Genomic DNA, 16,216 nt, shown 5'->3' on the forward strand with positions numbered 1-16,216 from the left:
TCTACTCTTCTAGGCAACAGGTGTTGCCTATCAGGCAATATTGACCCCCAGCACCCGCAGCATCCCCCGCTGCAGACCAGCTCCAAGGAGCCCCCAACATGGACGCCAATTTCGTCAATATCACCATCGTGGTGGTGTATCTCATCGCAATGCTGGCCTTTGGCTGGTGGGGCAAGTCCCGCACCAAGAACAACAGCGACTTCCTCGTGGCCGGCCGCCGCCTCGGCCCGTTCCTCTACACGGGCACCATGGCCGCCGTTGTCCTCGGCGGTGCCTCCACCGTCGGCGGCGTGGGCCTCGGCTACAAGTTCGGCATCTCCGGCATGTGGCTGGTGGTGGCCATCGGCGCCGGTGTGCTGCTGCTGAGCCTCCTCTTCGCCGGCACCGTCCAGAAGCTGAAGATCTACACGGTCTCGCAGATGCTCACCCTTCGCTACGGCAGCAAGGCCACGCAGACCTCGGGCATCGTGATGTTGGCCTACACCCTCATGCTGTGCGCCACCTCCACCAGCGCCTACGCCACCATCTTTGTGGTCCTCTTCGGCTGGGAACGCTGGCTCGCCATCGCCATCGGCGGCGCCATCGTCCTGGTCTACTCCACCATCGGCGGGATGTGGTCCATCACCCTCGCGGACCAGGTGCAGTTCGTCATCAAAACCGTCGGCATCTTCGCCCTGATGCTCCCCTTCACCCTCAATGCAGCGGGTGGCCTGGACGGCATCCGCAGCCGCGTCGATGCAAGCTTCTTCCAGATGGACGGCATCGGCCTGCAGACCATCATCACCTACTTCGTGGTCTACACCCTGGGCCTGCTGATCGGCCAGGACATCTGGCAGCGCGTGTTCACCGCCAAGACCCCCGGCGTGGCCCGCTGGGGCGGCGCCACCGCAGGCATCTACTGCATCCTCTACGGTGTTGCCGGCGCCTTGATCGGCATGGCCGCCAGTGTGGCGCTGTCCGGAATCGACATCGCGGCGAAGGACGACGTCTACGCCGAGGTGGCCCAGACCATCCTCCCGGTCGGCATTGGCGGCCTGGTGCTCGCCGCCGCCGTGGCCGCCATGATGTCCACCGCCTCCGGCGCCCTGATCGCTGCCGCCACTGTGGCACGCGCGGACGTCCTGCCGTTCGTTGCCAGCTGGTTCGGCAGGGACATCAACACGGACGACACCGACAACCCCGAGCACGACGTCAAAGCCAACCGGCTTTGGGTCCTGTCGCTCGGCATCGTGGCCATCCTGATCGCCATCATCACCAAGGACGTGGTTGCCGCCCTGACCATCGCGTACGACATCCTGGTGGGCGGCCTGCTGGTGGCCATCCTCGGCGGCCTGGTGTGGAAGCGCGGCACCGGCCCCGCCGCGGCAGCCTCCATGGCTGTGGGCTCCGTGGTCACGCTCGGCACCATGATCGTGCTGGAAATCAACGCGAAGGCCCCGCTGGACGGCGTGTTCGCCAACGAGCCCATCTACTACGGCCTCATCAGCTCGGCCGTGGTCTACGTGGCGGTTTCGCGGCTCACCAAGCCCACCGACCCGCAGATCATGCGGAACTGGGTGCGGCGTGTTGCGGGACAGGACAACGAGGAAGTGCCGGTGGTGGTGAGCTCCCCCTAGATCCCGACAGCGTCGATCACCGGGAATTAAGTACGACGGCGGCACTTATGGTTCGTGGACAACGAACCGTAAGTGCCGCCGTCGTACTTTCCATTCAGGGTCGCGCTATTCAGTTTCGCGGAACTCGTCGTCATCCAGCGGAACCACACGCTCCTCGGCGTCGACCTCCACCGGGGGCGTGGGAACAACCGATTCTTCGGCGTCCAGGAATTCGTCCTCAGCGTCCCAGTCGTCCTCGCTGATGGGGACGTCCTCGGCGTAGTCGTATGCGGGATCGGATTCAACAGCCTCGAGGTGCGGCATGTCCGGTTGCTGTCCGGTGGTGTTCATGATTCAACCTCCGTTTGATCGCCTGACGTGCTCTTGAAGGGTGGGTTCCGGCGGGCTCCACTCCTTCATCACAGCACCGCGCGGGAGCCCGGTCAAGGGCCTGCGCAACTGCCCCGGAGGCCCGGCCGGAGCGGCGGCCAAGGGGGCGGAATTTAAGGGGAACCGAAACTCCGCAGTCAGGTTAGCCAGCCGGAAATCCGCGGAAATACGCGGTAATGTGGGCATTGCAATGGGGCCGAACCATGCCCATCCAGCACAGGAGCCTCCGTGTCTCAGCACACCAATTCCCGCCAATCCCCTTCCGCACAAACACCGCAGAACGCCCCCACCCCGGCCGACATCCGGCGGTGGCGCCAGTACCTCGCTGACGAACGCGCGGAAGCTGCCGTGTACCGCGACCTGGCACAGAACCGCGAGGGTGAAGAGCGCGAGATCCTGCTGGCCCTTGCCGAAGCGGAAGGCCGGCATGAGGCCCACTGGCTCCAGCTCCTCGGTGAGCACGGCAGCAAGTCCCGGCCGGCGTCCCTCCGCAGCCAGCTCCTGGGCTTCCTGGCCCGCCATTTCGGCTCTGTCTTTGTCCTGGCCCTGGCCCAGCGCGCCGAAGGCCGCTCCCCCTATGCCAAGGATCCCAACGCCACGGCCGCCATGGCCGCAGACGAACAGATCCACGAGGAGGTGGTGCGCGGCCTTGCCACCCGTGGCCGCAACCGGCTGGCCGGCACGTTCCGGGCCGCGGTTTTTGGTGCCAACGATGGATTGGTCAGCAACCTCTCCCTGGTGATGGGCATGGCCGCGTCCGGCGTGGCCAGCGGCGTGGTGCTCCTCAGCGGTGTGGCGGGCCTCCTGGCCGGCGCCATGTCCATGGCAGCCGGCGAGTTTGTCTCCGTCCGTTCCCAGCGGGAGCTGCTGGCCGCCACGAAGCCCACGCAGATCACCCTCGCCGCGGCCCCGAAACTGGACCTCGAACACAACGAACTGCTGCTGGTCTACCTAGCCCGCGGGATGTCCCGCGAGGCCGCCGAGCACCGCGTGGCCGAACGCATGGGCCTGCTCAGCTGCGACTGTGACCCCAGCCTGTCCCTCCACCCCGAACTGCCCGAGGCGGAGGACGAGCACGAAGCCGTGGGCACCGCCTGGGGTGCGGCACTGTCCAGCTTCTGCTTCTTCGCCTCCGGCGCCGTGGTCCCTATCCTGCCGTTCTTGTTCGGCCTCACCGGAGTGACCGCGCTGGTTATCGCCGGGGTGCTCGTGGGCCTGGCGCTGCTGGTGACCGGCGGCATCGTGGGCCTGCTCTCCGGGACGTCACCCCTGTCGCGGGGCCTCCGCCAGCTGGGCATTGGCCTGGGCGCAGCAGCCGTGACCTATGTGCTGGGGCTCGCCTTCGGCGCCGTGGTGGGCTAGCAGCAGCCGGAATATCAGCCGCCGAGCACGGCGAGCGCCTCCGCCACACTGTCCACCAGGAAAATCCGGTCCGCCATGGGGCGGCCCGTAGCCAGTTTCTGCAGCATCGGCCACGCGGGCAATTCCTGCTCCCAATGGCGCCTGCCAACCAGCACCATGGGCGTGACCGCTTCCCGGGCGCTGTAGTAGTTTTCGCAGGCGTCCTGGAAGATTTCCTGCACCGTACCTGCCGCTCCCGGCAGGAAGATGACTCCGCCGTCGCAAAGTTCCAGCAGGATCGCCTCGCGGATCGAATTGGCGAAGTATTTGGCGATGTGTGTGGCGAAGTAGTTGGGCGGCTCATGCCCGTAGAACCAGGTGGGGATACCCAGCGAGGGAGTTCCGTCCGGATAACGTTCGACGACGGCGGCTGCCTCGCGCGCCCACGCGGACACTGAAGGCCGGAAGCCGGGGACGTTATCAAATCCGGCCAGCACGTCCTCGAACTCCGCATCCGGAATCCGGCTGAGGTAAGCGCCCAGGTTGGCAGCCTCCATGGCGCCCGGACCGCCGCCCGTAGCCACCAGCCGGCCCGTCCGCGCGAGATGCCTGCCCAGCTCAGCGGCCTGGATGAATTCCGGGGTGCCGCGCCGGGCCGCGTGCCCGCCCATCACTCCCACGGCCGTCTGGCCTGCGCGGAGATCCGACCGCATGAACTCGTCCAGCGCGTCGCCGATGGCGTGGTCATGCAGGGCCGAGGCCAGGGTGGCGTCCAGCCGGTGCCGCTGCCCGGGACGGATGCTCCAGTGATACACCAGGGCGTCCGGCAGTTCCTCGTACGGCGAGCGTTCCAGCCCGGCGTAAAGTTCCCGGGGCGTGTAAAGCCCTGCCCTGTACGGATCAAACGGCACACCCTCAAGCTTGGGAAATAACAGGGCACCGCGGCGCCGGAGCCCCTCTTCCACATCCTGATCGAAGGTGCAGCCGAGGAAGATTGCGCCTTCCACGTCCAGTTTTTCCAGCGCTGCCGTCCGGCCGCGCAGATCCAGGGACTGGGCGTGCCAACCGCGCATTGCCACGGCGCCGGCCGAGACCAGGCGGTCAAAGCTCTCACGGCTTTCGACTTCGATGGTTCGCGGGCTGGGGACCAGGCCGCCTGCAGGGTTCATGCCGGCGGTCCTAGCGTGCCAGTCCGGCAGCGCCCGTCACGTGCTGCTCCAGCCTGAGCAGGGTCTTCTCGATGCTGGCCGGGTGGCGGCGCAGGTAGCCTGCCAGCCGAAGGAAGAACTTGCCCCGGACTGCCCGTGCATCCCACTGTTCGGTGACGCGCGTCCCGGCGGTGCCGTCGCCGTCGGTGGCGGGTTCGAGGATGTAGCGCCAGACGTGGCCGTAGAAGTGGCGCCAGGCGATGCGCCGCCCCTCCTCGAACTCGCAGACAGTGTTCAGGATTTTGTAGTCCACGCGCATGTTCATTTCCATGCCGAACCGTGCTCCCAGGACCAGCCGCTCGGGTCCGCGCGGCTGGGCACCCTTCACAGTGCCGGAGCCGTCGATCACGCTATGCAGCGCCGGAGCGGCCAGCACCTCGAAGATTTCTTGGGGGGCCGCGGGGATGAATCGCTCACGGGACACCAGGTATCGGTTATTCATTCCCCCAGCCTAGGGCCATGGTCAGCCGGGTCCCGGCCCCGCGGCGCAAGGCTTCTAGCCGTTGAATTCGGCGGGGTGCGGACCCGTGCGGCCGTCCCGCTCCAAACCGTCAATCACGGCCAGTTCGTCTGCGGTGAGGTCGAAGCCGAAGACGTCCAGGTTCTCCCGGATCCGCTGCGGCGTCACCGACTTGGGAATGATGATCCGGCCCTGCTGGAGGTGCCAGCGCAGAATGGCCTGGGCGGGGCTGATACCGTGGGCGGCCGCAATCGCGGCCACCGCCGGAGCGGCCAGTACAGCGCCCTGGGCGAGCGGGCTCCAGGCCTCCGTCATGATCCCGTGGGCGGTGTTGAAGGCGGCAACGTCGCGCTGCTGGAGTGCCGGATGAAGCTCGATCTGGTTGACGGCCGGCACCGTCCCGCCCAGGTTGATCACTTTCCGCAGGTGTTCGGGGAGGAAGTTGGAGACGCCGATGGCCCGGACCTTACCGTCGGCCAGCAACTGCTCCAGCGCCCGCCAGGCCTCGAGGTACCGGTCGGTGGCCGGGGCGGGCCAGTGAATAAGGTACAGGTCGAGGTAGTCCAGTCCCATCTTGTCCAGGCTGGCCTCAAAAGCGCCCAGCGCGGCGTCGTAGCCGAGGTCGGCCACCCACAGCTTGGAAGTGATGAAAAGTTCTTCGCGGCTGATGCCCGACTCCGCGATGGCCCGTCCTGTGCCCGCTTCATTGCCGTAGATCGCGGCCGTATCGATGCTCCGGTAACCGGCGGCCAAGGCGAGGCTGACCGCGGCGGTGGTGTCGGCGTCGGACACCTGGAAGACGCCGAATCCAAGCTGCGGCATCCGCACCCCGTTGTTAAGGGTGATCGCCGGGATGGTGGTGGTGATGGGGGTGGAAGTCATGGGTTCTCCTTGGTGAATTAAGGGCGGAGGGATGAAAAGGCTAAAGGAGGGCGTCTGCGGGCTCGACGGCGGCTCGCTTGCCGGCAGCGGACGGCGCCTGCTGCGCGGCAATGTCCGCGCCGGTCTTCGCGGCAGTCCGCTTAGCGGCGGCGGCGGCAAGGACCATGACGGCGAGCCCGAGAAGGGTGATGCCGGCACCGGCCCAGATGGGTGAGGTGTAGCCCAGCCCGGCGGTGATGGTGACTCCCCCGAGCCATGCCCCGAGGGCGTTGCCCACGTTGAAGGCGCCGATGTTGGCGCCGGATGCGAGCGTGGGGGCGCTGGACGCGTACTTCATGACCCGCATCTGCAGGCCGGGAACGGTGGCGAATCCGAAGCCGCCCATCAGGACGATGGAGGCGATGGTGAGCACCTGGTTGCTTGCACTGAGGGCAAAGGCGGCCAGTACCGCTACCAGCACGGCGAGCACCACAATAAGCGTGCGGTCCACGTTGCGGTCCGCTGCCTTGCCGCCGAGGGTGTTGCCGATGAAGAGACCGACGCCGAAGACGATGAGCAGCCACGGCACGGTGGACGCCGCGAAGCCGGAGACCTCGGTGAGCGTGAAGGCGATGTAGGTGAAGGCGCCGAACATCCCGCCGTAGCCGAGGATGGTCACCAGGATGGACAGCCAGACCTGGCCGGACCGGAAGGCGCGCAGTTCCGTTCGCAAGGATCCAGGCACCGTGTCACCGTGGCCGGTTGTGGGAACCAGCGTGAGGATTCCTGCGAGGGCGATGACACCGATGACGGTGATGGCCCAGAACGTGGAGCGCCAGCCGGCAGCCTGTCCCAGCATGGTGCCGAACGGCACGCCCAGGACATTGGCGGCGGTGAGCCCGGTGAACATGATGGCGATGGCACCGGCTTTTTTGGTGGGGGCCACCATGTCCGCGGCCACCACGGCGCCAATTCCGAAGAAGGCACCGTGGGCCAGGGCAGCAATGATGCGGCCGATCATCATCATCCCGTAATCGGGGGCGATCGCCGAGATCAGGTTGCCGGCGATGAACAGCACCAGCAGGACGGCGAGGACGGGTTTGCGTTCGAAGCGGGTCACCGCAGCGGTGAGCAGCAGGGCACCCACAACCACGGCGAGCGCGTAGCCGGAGATCAGCCAGCCCGCCGTGGCCTCGTCTACGTGGAAATCGGCGGCAACTTCGGGCAGCAGGCCCATGATGACGAACTCGGTGAGTCCGATGCCGAACCCGCCGAGGGCGAGGGCTATCAGGCCGATGGGCATGGGAGTGCTCCTTTGAGAATGTACGGGAGGAGATAGGAAGCGTAAGCTAGTAGTTGCAGGCGCGTTATTTATTGTTGCACGAGCAGATACAACGCGCAAGCAACTACTTTTGAAATGCGTGCCGGTTCACGCCCCAGGCGTCCCTGCATGCACCCCGGAAAGGACAGGAAAATGGGCATCAAGGACGACGCCGTCGAGGTTCGCGCCCAGGGTTGGCGCACGCTGGCGGCGCTGCACGGCCTGATCGAAGGCGAGCTCGAACGCTCGCTGCAGGCCGAGTCAAAGCTGTCCGTCGTGGAGTACACCGTCCTGGACGCACTAAGCCGCCAGGACGGCTGGCACATGCGGATGCAGCAGCTGGCACGCGCCACCGCCCTCAGCGCCAGCGCCACCACCCGCCTGGTCAACCGGCTCGAGGACCGCGGGCTGCTGACCCGGATCCTCTGCGCTGACGACCGCCGGGGAATCTACACGGAGCTCACCGCCAGCGGCGTGGCCCTGCTGGAGGAGGCCCGGCCGGTCCACGACACCACGCTGGAGCGTGCACTGGCCGGGGCGCAGGAGATTCCCGAGCTGGCCCCGCTGGTCGACGCCCTGCCGCGCCTCCTCGCCGCCATCTAGCCACCCCCGGCGTCGAGGTTTTGTCCTGAGCCGATACTCGCGTCGAACCCGGCAATATCCGGCCAAAAGCCCTTGACCGAATGCCGCATCAGGCATAGATTTGTAATCAATCAATCAGTTGATCAATGAAGACGTTGATTACCGGTTTGATGAAGTAGGAAGGCCACATGATGAGCTCCGACGACGGCACCCTGGACTCGGCCTTTATGGCCCTGGCCGATCCGGTCCGGAGGAGCATCATCGCCCGGCTCAGCCGGGGCCCGGCCACCGTGAATGAACTGGCGGAACCTTTCGAGATCTCCAAGCAGGCGGTCTCGAAACACATCCAGGTACTCGAGCAGGCGCAGCTGGTCACCCGGACCAGGGATGCACAGCGGCGGCCCGTGCACCTGAACCCCGCACGGCTTGAGGCGCTCACAGCGTGGATCGACCAGTACCGGCTGGTCCGCGAAGGGCAGTTCCGCAGCCTTGACGCCGTACTCAGATCAAGCGCCGCGGCCAGCGGCGGCTAACTTCCAAGGAGTCACCATGAGCAATTCCCTGAAACTCAGCGTTCCGGACGGCGTCCCGTTTATCGACTACGAACGCGAGTTCGATTTCCCGGTTGCTGACGTCTTCCGCGCCCACAAGGAGCCGGACCTGATCGTCCAGTGGCTTGGCCCCCGGGGCTACAAGATGGACATCGACCACTACGATTTCCGCACCGGCGGCAGCTACAGCTACCTCCATACCGGCCCTGAGGGGGTGCCGTACGAGTTCAAAGGCATCTTCCATACGGTCCGTGAAAACGAGTTCGCCATCCAGACTTTTGAATTTGGCGGTTACCCGGACGTGGTCAGCCTGGAATTCATGACGTTCGAGGACCTCGGCAACGGCCGCACCCGGCTGCGGGGCCACTCCGTCTACCCCAGCCTGGAGGCCCGGGACGGGATGGCGCAGTCCGGGATGGAAGGTGGCATGACCGAAGGCTACGAGCGGCTGGACGAACTGCTCAGCGGCGCAAAGGTCTGAGACCCAAAGTACGACGGCGGACGGTCACCTTCCCGGCGAAGGTGGCCGTCCGCCGTCGTCCGCGGGATGCACAGCAGAACTCGCGTTCCGAATCATCTGGACTGACGTCAGGACATTGATATTCGATCATTTCCCCACCAACTAGCCAATTCCACTCCCTTGACGCTCGCCGGGTTACTGCTACTATCGAGAAAAGGAAGCATGTCCTATCAAAAGAACAAAGGGTGACATACCCGGTCCGTCCTGTTGCTGGACGGCGCGGGATTGAGCCTGGAACACGGGGAACATTCAGTGGCGAATCAGCTTGGTCTCACCATCGACCGGTCCTCCCCCGTGCCCTTGTACCACCAGGTGGTTCAGGGCATTGAGGCCGCGATCCACAGCGGCGTGCTGGAGCCGGGCAGCCGGCTGGAAAACGAAATCGACCTTGCGGCGCAGCTGAACCTCTCCCGGCCAACCATGCGCAAAGCCATGGACGAGCTGGTCCGTTCCGGCCTGCTGGTCCGAAAGCGGGGCGTGGGAACGCAGGTGGTTTCCAGCCAGGTCCGCCGGCCCCTGGAGCTCTCCAGCCTGTTTGATGACCTGACCAACAACGGGAAGAAGCCCACCACACAGGTGCTGAGCTTTTCCCACATGGAGGCCGACGCCCCCACCCTTGCCACGCTTCAACTGCCTGCCGGCTCCAAGGTCTACCACTTCACGCGCCTGCGCAAGGTGGGCGGCAAACCGCTGGCGCTGATGGAGAACTGGGTCCGCGATGACATCGCCACCATGGACGAAGCCATGCTGGCGGCCGAAGGCCTCTACGCGATCCTGCGGCGGGGCGGGGTCAACTTCCGCCTGGCCACCCAGCGGATCGGCGCGATGATCGCCAACGACTACCAGGCGCCCCTGCTTGAGACGGACGTGAACTCCGCCCTGGTGACCATGGAACGCACCGCCGTGGACGATACCGGCCGCCGGGTCGAGACCGGCCACCACGTGTACCGCGCCGATTCCTACAGCTTTGAAATGACACTCGTACAGCGCTAACGCAAGGACTTCTGCCATGACCAACTGGGTCTATCCCCTGGGCACCGCCATGGACGGCGACTGGGACATCTCGCTCGGCACCTCCGATTCCGCCACGGCCGTGGACGGCTGGGCCCACACGGGCCTGAAGGTCGCCACCCTCGCGGCGGGCGCGGCCGTCGAACTTCCCGCGGCCGGCGAGGAACGGATCGTGGTTCCGCTCAACGGTGCCTTCACCGTCACCGTGGACGGCGTGGACTACCCCCTTGCCGGGCGGCGCTCGGTGTTCCACGGTCCCAGTGATGTGCTGTACTCAGGCACCGAAAAGTCCGTCACCATCAGCTCATCCGACGGCGGGCGGGTGGCAGTCGCCACCGCCCCGGCGCAGGCCTCGCACCCCACCCGCCTCGTGACGGCGGCGGAAACACCTGTGGAGCTGCGCGGCGCCGGCAACTGCTCCCGGCAAGTCCACAATTTCGGCACGCCGGCCGCCCTGGAAGCAGACCGTTTTATCGTCTGCGAGGTCCTGACGCCCGCGGGCAACTGGTCCTCCTATCCCCCGCACAAGCACGATGAGGAAAAGGACGGGGAAACCAACCTCGAGGAGATCTACTACTTCGAAACCCAGGTAGCCGCCGGCTCCCGCGCGCCTGCCGACGCCGATGCCATCGGCTACCAGCGCGTCTACGCCTCGGATGACCGCCCCATCGACGTTGCGGCAGAAGTCCGCACCGGCGACGTGGTGCTGGTCCCCTACGGCTGGCACGGCCCCGCCATGGCGGCGCCCGGCTACGACCTGTATTACCTCAACGTGATGGCCGGCCCCGGTCCCGTCCGCGAATGGCTCATCAGTGACGACCCCCACCACGGCTGGGTGCGGCAGAGCTGGGACGGACAGGACCTCGACCCCCGGCTGCCGTTCGGAGCCTAGCCGGCGGCGCTGGCAGGGATCAAAAAAGCCCCTCCGGAACTGGTTTCCGGAGGGGCTTTCTGCGTGTCAGCGGGATCAGCGGGCCACGCTGATTCCCACCCTGACCGGCGCACCCGTTGCCAGCGATTCCTGGGCTGCATCGGCCACCCGGGATGCCGCCACGGCGTCCTCCGGCGTACAGGGATTCTCCCGCTCGCCCAGGATCAGTTCCACGAACGCTTCCATTTCGGAACGGTAAGCCTGGTCGAACCGCTCGGCGAAGGTCTTGTGCGGTTCCCCGGCGGGGAAGTCGATCCCGGCTTCGGCCGAGGCCAGGGCAGTCTTGTCGTCCAGGCCCACCATGACAGAGCGGCTGGACCCCTGGATCTCCAGCCGGACGTCATGCCCCGCCCCGTTGTAACGGCTGGCAGAGACCGTTCCCACCGTGCCGTCGTCGAACGTAATAACAGCCAGGGCCGTGTCCACGTCACCCACTTCGCCGATGGCCGGGTCCCCGTTGTTGGAGCCCTTCGCATAGACTTCCACGATCTCGCGGCCGGTCAGCCAGCGCAGGATGTCGAAATCGTGCACTGAACAGTCGCGGAACAGGCCACCGGACGTCGCAAGGAATTCCACCGGAGGCGGCGCCATGTCGCAGGTGACCGCGCGCAGCGAATGGATCCAGCCCAGCTCGCCAGCCCGGTAGGCACGCTTGGCCTCGATGTACCCGGTGTCGAAGCGCCGCTGGTGGCCGATCTGGACCACACCGTTGTTGTCCGTGATGTAGTCCAGCACCGGCAGGGCGTCGCGCACGTTCATGGCCACCGGCTTTTCGCAGAACACCGGAACGCCGGCATCCACCCCGGCACGGATGAGCTCCGGGTGGGTCCCCGTTCCCGTGGCAATGACCAGGCCGTCAAGTCCGGAGGCGATCAGGTCCGCCACGGAGGGCAGAAACTCGGCGCCGAGGCCGGCGGCGATATTGCGGGCGTGGCCTTCCGCAACATCCGTGAGCCTGAGCCGGACATTGATTCCGCGCGGGTTGAGGACTCCGTTGAGCGCGGCGATGTTGTTGGCGTGCATCACGCCGATGCGTCCCACTCCCACCAGGCCGAGAATGACATCCTTCATAGTGTTCCTTCGTAGGTAGTAGTGCTAAAGAATCGGGGCGGGCTGAATGGTGAAGGCCGCCCGGAAGGCGTCCAGTGCCGCGTCGCTGTCGCCGCTGGCCCAGGCTTCCAGGCCGACGGTTCCGTCGTACCCTGCCTCGGCGAGCGCCCGCGCAACTGCCGGATAGTTGATTTCGCCGGTGCCGGGCTCACAACGGCCCGGAACATCCGCCACCTGGATTTCGCCGATGTAGGGCAGTGCGGAACGCACCAGCTCGATCAGGTTCCCCTCCCCCAGCTGTGCGTGGTACAGGTCCAGCATGAGCTTGACGTTGGGGTGCCCGGCGGCTTCCACCAGGGCCAGGGTGTCCTTGGCGCGGGCGAGCGGGATGCCGGGGTGGTCCAGCACCGTGTTGAGGTTCTCCAGGCAAAAGGTCACCTGGTGCTTCTCCCCCAGCGCGCCCAGGCGTTCCAGGGTCCGTGCCCCGGTACTCCACATCCGGCCGGTGGAACGGAAGACGGGCCGTGCCGCCTTCCCGTCCACCAGTTCCGCGGAGTGCACCACCAGGCGGCTGACACCGAGCTCCAGGGCTGTGGGAATCAACTGCTCAGCAGTCCGGACCACGTCGTCGGCGGTGCCGGGATCCACCAGGCTGCCCGCGGTGTATCCCGTCATGGAGGAAAACACGGCGCCGGTCGCCCTGAGCGCCTTCAGGTCCTTGGTGCGGGAGTCCCACAGCTCGACGTCGAACCCGGCATCGTGGATGCGCCGCACCCGGTCGGCGAAGGGCAGGTCGGTGAACACCATCTCCGCGCAGACGGCCAGCCGCATCAGACTCCCGCCTTGGTGCTGGCCGGGACGGATACCGGGCCGCCCTGTTTGACGGACTCGATGCAGGCCAGTGCCACGGCAAGGGCGCGGCGGGCGTCTGCGGCCCCCGGCGTGAGCGTGAAATCGCCCGACGGCGGCGGCGTACCGTCGCGCCGGGACCGCACCACGGCGGCGAAGTCGGCGAGTTCATGGGTGTAGGCGTCCCGGAAGAGTTCCACGTTGAGCCGCGGGGTGTCTGCCGCGAGGCCGTCGGCGGTGTAGCGGCGGGCTGCAGTCTCGGTGGCACGGCCGGCCTGGACCATGCCCTTGGAGCCGAAGACCTCGCCGCGGATGTCGTAGCCGTAGAGTGCGCTGAAGTTTGCTTCTGCCACGGCGATGGCTCCGTTGCTGTATCGGATGGTGACCACGGCGGTGTCCAGGAAGCCCTGGTCGCGCAGGCCGGGTTCCACGAGGGCGTCGGCCACGGCGTAGACCTCCACGGGCTCGGCGCCTTCGTTGAACCAGTTCAGGGTGTCGAAGTCGTGGATGAGGGTTTCCAGGAAGATGGTCCAGGCGGGGACCCTTGCCGCGTTCGGGATGCTCCCGTTGCCCGGATCACGCGTCAGCGAGCGCAGAAGCTGTGGCTGGCCGGCAATCCCGGCAGCCAGGTCCTGCTTCGCCGCCTGGAAGTCCGTGGCGTACCGGCGGTTAAAGCCAATCTGGAAGTGCACGCCGGCGGCCTCCACGGCAGCCAGGGCGGCGTCGAGCTCGTCCAGGCCCTGGCCGGCGGGCTTCTCGCAGAACACGTGCTTTCCGGCCGCCGCGGCCTGGCTGGTCAGTGCGGCGTGGAAGCGCGCCGGGCTGGCGATGATCACGGCATCAATCTCGGGATCAGCCAGGATGTCCGCGGCGTCGGCCGTGACCTTGGCGGTGCCGAGCGACTTTGCCAGCGCCGCCGCGGATTCCACATTGGGGTCGGCGATGGCGGCGAGCACCGCGCCGGGGACACGGCGGGCGATGCTTTCAGCGTGGAACGCGCCCATCCAGCCCGAACCGATGAGCCCGATGCGTACCGGTGCTGGAATGGGAGCGGGGTTCTGTGCGAGGTAAGCCATGGGCTGGTCCTTTCGGGGGTCGTAACGTGTGGGTGGATCAGTAGTCTGGTGAATCAGTGCCGTGCGCTGCGGACGGCAACGGCTGCTTCTCCGGGGAACACAACGCCGAGCTGGCGGCGGATCTCATCGGCCACCTCCAGGGTGCGGATGGAGGCCGCCAGCGTCCGTTGGCTGGCTTCCGTGCCGCCCGCGGCAATGGCTCGCGCCACCGCCGCGGCCTCATAGTGCAGGCCTTCGAAGTGGCCGCCGGCTGGTTCGTCACGGCGCAGGCGTGTGCCGTCGGGGAAGCGGACTTCGAAACCGCCGGGCATGTTGAAGGGGCCGTCGATGGTCAGGGTTGCTTCGGTGCCCACTACCGTCGCGGCAGTGGGCGTGAAGTTGTGAACGTGCGTGTTCACCACGGCCTGGGCGCCGCCGTCGAACGTCATGACGGCGGACAGCTGGGCGTTGACCCCGGATTCGTGGGGCTGCCCGACGGCGGCCAGTTGCTGCGGGCTGCCCAGCACCTCGGTGACCAGGGCCAGCGGGTAGGTGCCCAGGTCAAGCAGCGGGCCGCCGGCAAGTGCAGGATTGAAGATCCTGTGGGAGGGGTCGAAGTGCTCGCCGTACTCCGCGACGACCGTGGTGATGGTGCCCAGGGTGCCGGCGTCGAGGATCTGCCTGATCACGTCAAACTTCGGCAGGAAGAACGTCCACATGGCCTCAGCCGCGAAAACCCCGGCTGCCCCGGCCCGGGCGGCGATGTCCCGCGCCTGGTCCGCATTAAGTCCTATCGGCTTTTCGATCAGGACGTGCTTGCCCGCGTCGATTGCCAGCACGGCAGCCGCGTGGTGCCCGGTGTGCGGAGTGCACACGTAGACGATGTCGATGTCCGGGGCGGCGGCCAGTTCCTCATAGCTGCCGTACGCCGCGGGCACGTCGAAGGTGTCCGCGAAGGCCTTGGACCGGCTCAGCGAACGGGACCCTATGGCGGCGATCACCTGCCCGGTGTGCGCCTGGATGGACTCCGTGAAGCGTTCGGCAATCCAGCCCGGCCCCATGATGCCCCAGCGCAGTACAGGGACATCCCGGGAGTCGGGGACGCGGGGCTGTGGGAGAGCTGTACCGGTCACGCGTAGCTGACTTTCGTGGCGGCGCCGTCGCTGTGCAGCGACTGGATCATGGCTTGGGCAACGAGCGAGGCATTGAGTCCGTCCTGCGCGCCGGCCAGGGTTGGCTTCTCGCCGGCGGCGAGCGCGGAAATCCACGCCTGCAGCTGGAGCCGGTAGGCGTCGGCGAACCGGGGGCGCCAGTCCGCCGGGATCTGCTCCTGTTTTGTTCCCTCCTGCTCGAGGCCCAGCAGGGCCGAATCCTGGAGGGCGGTGGTGCCGCGTTCCGAGACAACCTCGCAGCGGGTGGTGTAGCCGTACTGCGCATTCAGGAACAGTTCCAGCGTGGTGAGGGTTCCGTCCGCGGTGCGGAGCGTCATAAAAGCGGGATCCCGCAGCCCGCCCTCGGCGTGGCGTGAGCTCCGGCCGGCCTGCCAGGACACTTCCGTGATGGGCGAGTCCAGGAGCCAGGGAACGATGTCCAGTTCGTGGATGGCCGAATTCGTAATGGCCGATTCCGCAGTGGTACCGGGGCCGGCGGCGGCGTTGCGGCTGGTGCAGTGGACCATCAGGGGCTCGCCCTGCGCCCGGCCCTGCACGGCCTGCCGCAGTGCCACGTAGCCCGGGTCAAAGCGCCGCATAAAGCCGAGGGAAAGCAGGGACGCTCCCGTTGCGGCCACCATGTCGGCGTCCGCGGCCACCACTTCCAGGCTTTCCAGAAGGGTAGGCGCTAGCGGCTTTTCGCACAGCACCGGCGTCATCGCTTCGAAGCACTCCAACACCAGGCCGGCATGCGTGGAGTCGTGGGAGGCAACCACGACGGCGTCCACCTCGCTGGAGTTGATCAGCTCCGACGGATCAGTGGTGGTGCGTGCCGACGGCGGCGCTGCCGCGGCGGCGCGGCCGGCGTCGAGATCAGCCACAAAGGTGACTTCGGCACCGCCGATGGTGGTGGAGAGGTTCCTGATGTGGTCCGCGCCCATGATTCCGGCGCCGATGACGCCTACCCTGATCGTCATGTTGGTCCTGTCCTGTCGATCGTGATTCTGTACGTCGTTCAGTGGCTGTTGGCAAGCCGTTCAGTGGCTGCCTGTTGGCAAGTCAGCGCACAAGTCAGCGCGCAATGCAGGGGCACAAGCCAAGGGCCCGCCGGCACTGCGCCGGCGGGTCCCATCGGCCGGCGCTGCTACGCGTGTTTCGGGCCGCCCGAGGCAGCGGTCTGCGCCACCCCGGCGACTTCGGCCTTGACTTCCTTCAGGGCGTCGCTGTGGCCGCCGAGTTGTTCGAGTTCGTGCGCGAGTTCGGCCAGTTCGGCGCCGCCTGCCATCTGGGCGGTGAGCTCGTCCAGGGTGATGTCCTTTTTGTCGTAGTAGCCGATCGAT

17 protein-coding genes and 1 pseudogene are annotated in these 16,216 nt (G+C 66.7%); 7 read left to right on the top strand and 11 right to left on the bottom strand.

The window, feature by feature from the left end; translation table 11 throughout:
• Window positions 1–98 precede the first annotated feature (98 nt).
• On the top strand, window positions 99–1,616 hold the full coding sequence (locus IAQ70_RS04250) for a sodium:solute symporter (RefSeq protein WP_190988060.1): 1,518 nt from the start codon (window positions 99–101) through the stop codon (window positions 1,614–1,616).
• Window positions 1,617–1,721: 105 nt separating this feature from the next.
• On the opposite strand, the gene IAQ70_RS04255 is transcribed toward IAQ70_RS04250, so the two are convergent.
• The gene (locus IAQ70_RS04255; RefSeq protein ID WP_190988061.1) at window positions 1,722–1,946 is read right to left on the bottom strand and encodes a hypothetical protein; all 225 of its coding nucleotides are present in this window, start codon (window positions 1,944–1,946) and stop codon (window positions 1,722–1,724) included.
• Window positions 1,947–2,213: 267 nt separating this feature from the next.
• Between IAQ70_RS04255 and IAQ70_RS04260 the strand changes: the two genes are divergently transcribed.
• Window positions 2,214–3,347: a VIT1/CCC1 transporter family protein gene (locus IAQ70_RS04260; RefSeq protein WP_190988062.1), complete on the top strand. Its 1,134-nt coding sequence runs from the start codon at window positions 2,214–2,216 to the stop codon at window positions 3,345–3,347.
• 14 nt (window positions 3,348–3,361) lie between these two features.
• Here the strand turns inward: IAQ70_RS04260 and IAQ70_RS04265 are convergent, their stop codons facing one another.
• From IAQ70_RS04265 to IAQ70_RS04280, 4 genes are read right to left on the bottom strand one after another with little or no spacing between them, the layout of a single operon-like run.
• On the bottom strand, window positions 3,362–4,495 hold the full coding sequence (locus IAQ70_RS04265) for an LOG family protein (protein ID WP_190988063.1): 1,134 nt from the start codon (window positions 4,493–4,495) through the stop codon (window positions 3,362–3,364).
• A gap of 10 nt (window positions 4,496–4,505) precedes the next feature.
• Complete coding sequence (locus IAQ70_RS04270; RefSeq protein WP_190988064.1) at window positions 4,506–4,976, bottom strand: SRPBCC family protein; 471 nt, start codon at window positions 4,974–4,976, stop codon at window positions 4,506–4,508.
• 54 nt (window positions 4,977–5,030) lie between these two features.
• Window positions 5,031–5,876: an aldo/keto reductase gene (locus tag IAQ70_RS04275; protein ID WP_190988065.1), complete on the bottom strand. Its 846-nt coding sequence runs from the start codon at window positions 5,874–5,876 to the stop codon at window positions 5,031–5,033.
• A gap of 40 nt (window positions 5,877–5,916) precedes the next feature.
• Complete coding sequence (locus tag IAQ70_RS04280; RefSeq protein ID WP_190988066.1) at window positions 5,917–7,158, bottom strand: MFS transporter; 1,242 nt, start codon at window positions 7,156–7,158, stop codon at window positions 5,917–5,919.
• Window positions 7,159–7,329: 171 nt separating this feature from the next.
• Between IAQ70_RS04280 and IAQ70_RS04285 the strand changes: the two genes are divergently transcribed.
• The 5 genes from IAQ70_RS04285 (at window position 7,330) to iolB (ending at window position 10,732) form a co-directional block, all read left to right on the top strand.
• Entirely contained in the window at window positions 7,330–7,779 is a 450-nt protein-coding gene (locus IAQ70_RS04285; protein ID WP_190988067.1) for a MarR family winged helix-turn-helix transcriptional regulator, read from the top strand.
• A gap of 170 nt (window positions 7,780–7,949) precedes the next feature.
• Entirely contained in the window at window positions 7,950–8,291 is a 342-nt protein-coding gene (locus IAQ70_RS04290) for an ArsR/SmtB family transcription factor (protein WP_190988107.1), read from the top strand.
• 16 nt (window positions 8,292–8,307) lie between these two features.
• Window positions 8,308–8,790, top strand: coding sequence for an SRPBCC family protein (locus IAQ70_RS04295; RefSeq protein ID WP_190988068.1), 483 nt, complete (start codon window positions 8,308–8,310; stop codon window positions 8,788–8,790).
• A 291-nt stretch (window positions 8,791–9,081) separates the two neighbouring features.
• A complete protein-coding gene (locus IAQ70_RS04300) occupies window positions 9,082–9,822 on the top strand; it encodes a GntR family transcriptional regulator (RefSeq protein WP_190988069.1) in 741 nt (246 codons plus the stop codon).
• 16 nt (window positions 9,823–9,838) lie between these two features.
• A complete protein-coding gene (iolB, locus tag IAQ70_RS04305) occupies window positions 9,839–10,732 on the top strand; it encodes a 5-deoxy-glucuronate isomerase (protein WP_190988070.1) in 894 nt (297 codons plus the stop codon).
• Window positions 10,733–10,807: 75 nt separating this feature from the next.
• On the opposite strand, the gene IAQ70_RS04310 is transcribed toward iolB, so the two are convergent.
• The 6 genes and pseudogenes from IAQ70_RS04310 to IAQ70_RS04335 form a co-directional block, all read right to left on the bottom strand.
• Window positions 10,808–11,842 carry a Gfo/Idh/MocA family oxidoreductase gene (locus tag IAQ70_RS04310; protein ID WP_190988071.1) on the bottom strand — a complete coding sequence of 345 codons (1,035 nt, stop codon included), beginning with the start codon at window positions 11,840–11,842 and terminating at the stop codon, window positions 10,808–10,810.
• Between the two features lie 24 nt (window positions 11,843–11,866).
• Complete coding sequence (locus IAQ70_RS04315) at window positions 11,867–12,652, bottom strand: TIM barrel protein (RefSeq protein ID WP_190988072.1); 786 nt, start codon at window positions 12,650–12,652, stop codon at window positions 11,867–11,869.
• Window positions 12,652–13,746 carry a Gfo/Idh/MocA family oxidoreductase gene (locus IAQ70_RS04320; RefSeq protein ID WP_190988073.1) on the bottom strand — a complete coding sequence of 365 codons (1,095 nt, stop codon included), beginning with the start codon at window positions 13,744–13,746 and terminating at the stop codon, window positions 12,652–12,654. Before IAQ70_RS04320 ends, IAQ70_RS04315 begins: the two co-directional genes overlap by 1 nt.
• Before the next feature lie 53 nt (window positions 13,747–13,799).
• Window positions 13,800–14,858 carry a Gfo/Idh/MocA family protein gene (locus IAQ70_RS04325; protein ID WP_190988074.1) on the bottom strand — a complete coding sequence of 353 codons (1,059 nt, stop codon included), beginning with the start codon at window positions 14,856–14,858 and terminating at the stop codon, window positions 13,800–13,802.
• Complete coding sequence (locus IAQ70_RS04330) at window positions 14,855–15,853, bottom strand: Gfo/Idh/MocA family oxidoreductase (protein WP_190988075.1); 999 nt, start codon at window positions 15,851–15,853, stop codon at window positions 14,855–14,857. The genes IAQ70_RS04325 and IAQ70_RS04330 overlap by 4 nt, the downstream gene beginning before the upstream one ends.
• Before the next feature lie 167 nt (window positions 15,854–16,020).
• Window positions 16,021–16,216: pseudogene (locus IAQ70_RS04335) on the bottom strand (sugar ABC transporter ATP-binding protein); the annotation flags it as partial.

The sequence above is a fragment of the Pseudarthrobacter sulfonivorans genome (assembly GCF_014712225.1).
Classification (GTDB): Bacteria; Actinomycetota; Actinomycetes; order Actinomycetales; family Micrococcaceae; genus Arthrobacter; species Arthrobacter sulfonivorans.

Excerpts from the sequence above, each read along its gene's own strand:
- IAQ70_RS04315 (WP_190988072.1), bottom strand. The coding sequence starts at position 12,652 with ATGCGGCTGGCCGTCTGCGCGGAGATGGTGTTCACCGACCTGCCCTTC.
- iolB (WP_190988070.1), top strand. The coding sequence starts at position 9,839 with ATGACCAACTGGGTCTATCCCCTGGGCACCGCCATGGACGGCGACTGG.
- IAQ70_RS04330 (WP_190988075.1), bottom strand. The coding sequence starts at position 15,853 with ATGACGATCAGGGTAGGCGTCATCGGCGCCGGAATCATGGGCGCGGAC.
- IAQ70_RS04250 (WP_190988060.1), top strand. The coding sequence starts at position 99 with ATGGACGCCAATTTCGTCAATATCACCATCGTGGTGGTGTATCTCATC.
- IAQ70_RS04270 (WP_190988064.1), bottom strand. The coding sequence starts at position 4,976 with ATGAATAACCGATACCTGGTGTCCCGTGAGCGATTCATCCCCGCGGCC.
- IAQ70_RS04290 (WP_190988107.1), top strand. The coding sequence starts at position 7,950 with ATGAGCTCCGACGACGGCACCCTGGACTCGGCCTTTATGGCCCTGGCC.
- IAQ70_RS04265 (WP_190988063.1), bottom strand. The coding sequence starts at position 4,495 with ATGAACCCTGCAGGCGGCCTGGTCCCCAGCCCGCGAACCATCGAAGTC.
- IAQ70_RS04255 (WP_190988061.1), bottom strand. The coding sequence starts at position 1,946 with ATGAACACCACCGGACAGCAACCGGACATGCCGCACCTCGAGGCTGTT.
- IAQ70_RS04310 (WP_190988071.1), bottom strand. The coding sequence starts at position 11,842 with ATGAAGGATGTCATTCTCGGCCTGGTGGGAGTGGGACGCATCGGCGTG.
- IAQ70_RS04320 (WP_190988073.1), bottom strand. The coding sequence starts at position 13,746 with ATGGCTTACCTCGCACAGAACCCCGCTCCCATTCCAGCACCGGTACGC.
- IAQ70_RS04280 (WP_190988066.1), bottom strand. The coding sequence starts at position 7,158 with ATGCCCATCGGCCTGATAGCCCTCGCCCTCGGCGGGTTCGGCATCGGA.
- IAQ70_RS04275 (WP_190988065.1), bottom strand. The coding sequence starts at position 5,876 with ATGACTTCCACCCCCATCACCACCACCATCCCGGCGATCACCCTTAAC.
- IAQ70_RS04295 (WP_190988068.1), top strand. The coding sequence starts at position 8,308 with ATGAGCAATTCCCTGAAACTCAGCGTTCCGGACGGCGTCCCGTTTATC.
- IAQ70_RS04285 (WP_190988067.1), top strand. The coding sequence starts at position 7,330 with ATGGGCATCAAGGACGACGCCGTCGAGGTTCGCGCCCAGGGTTGGCGC.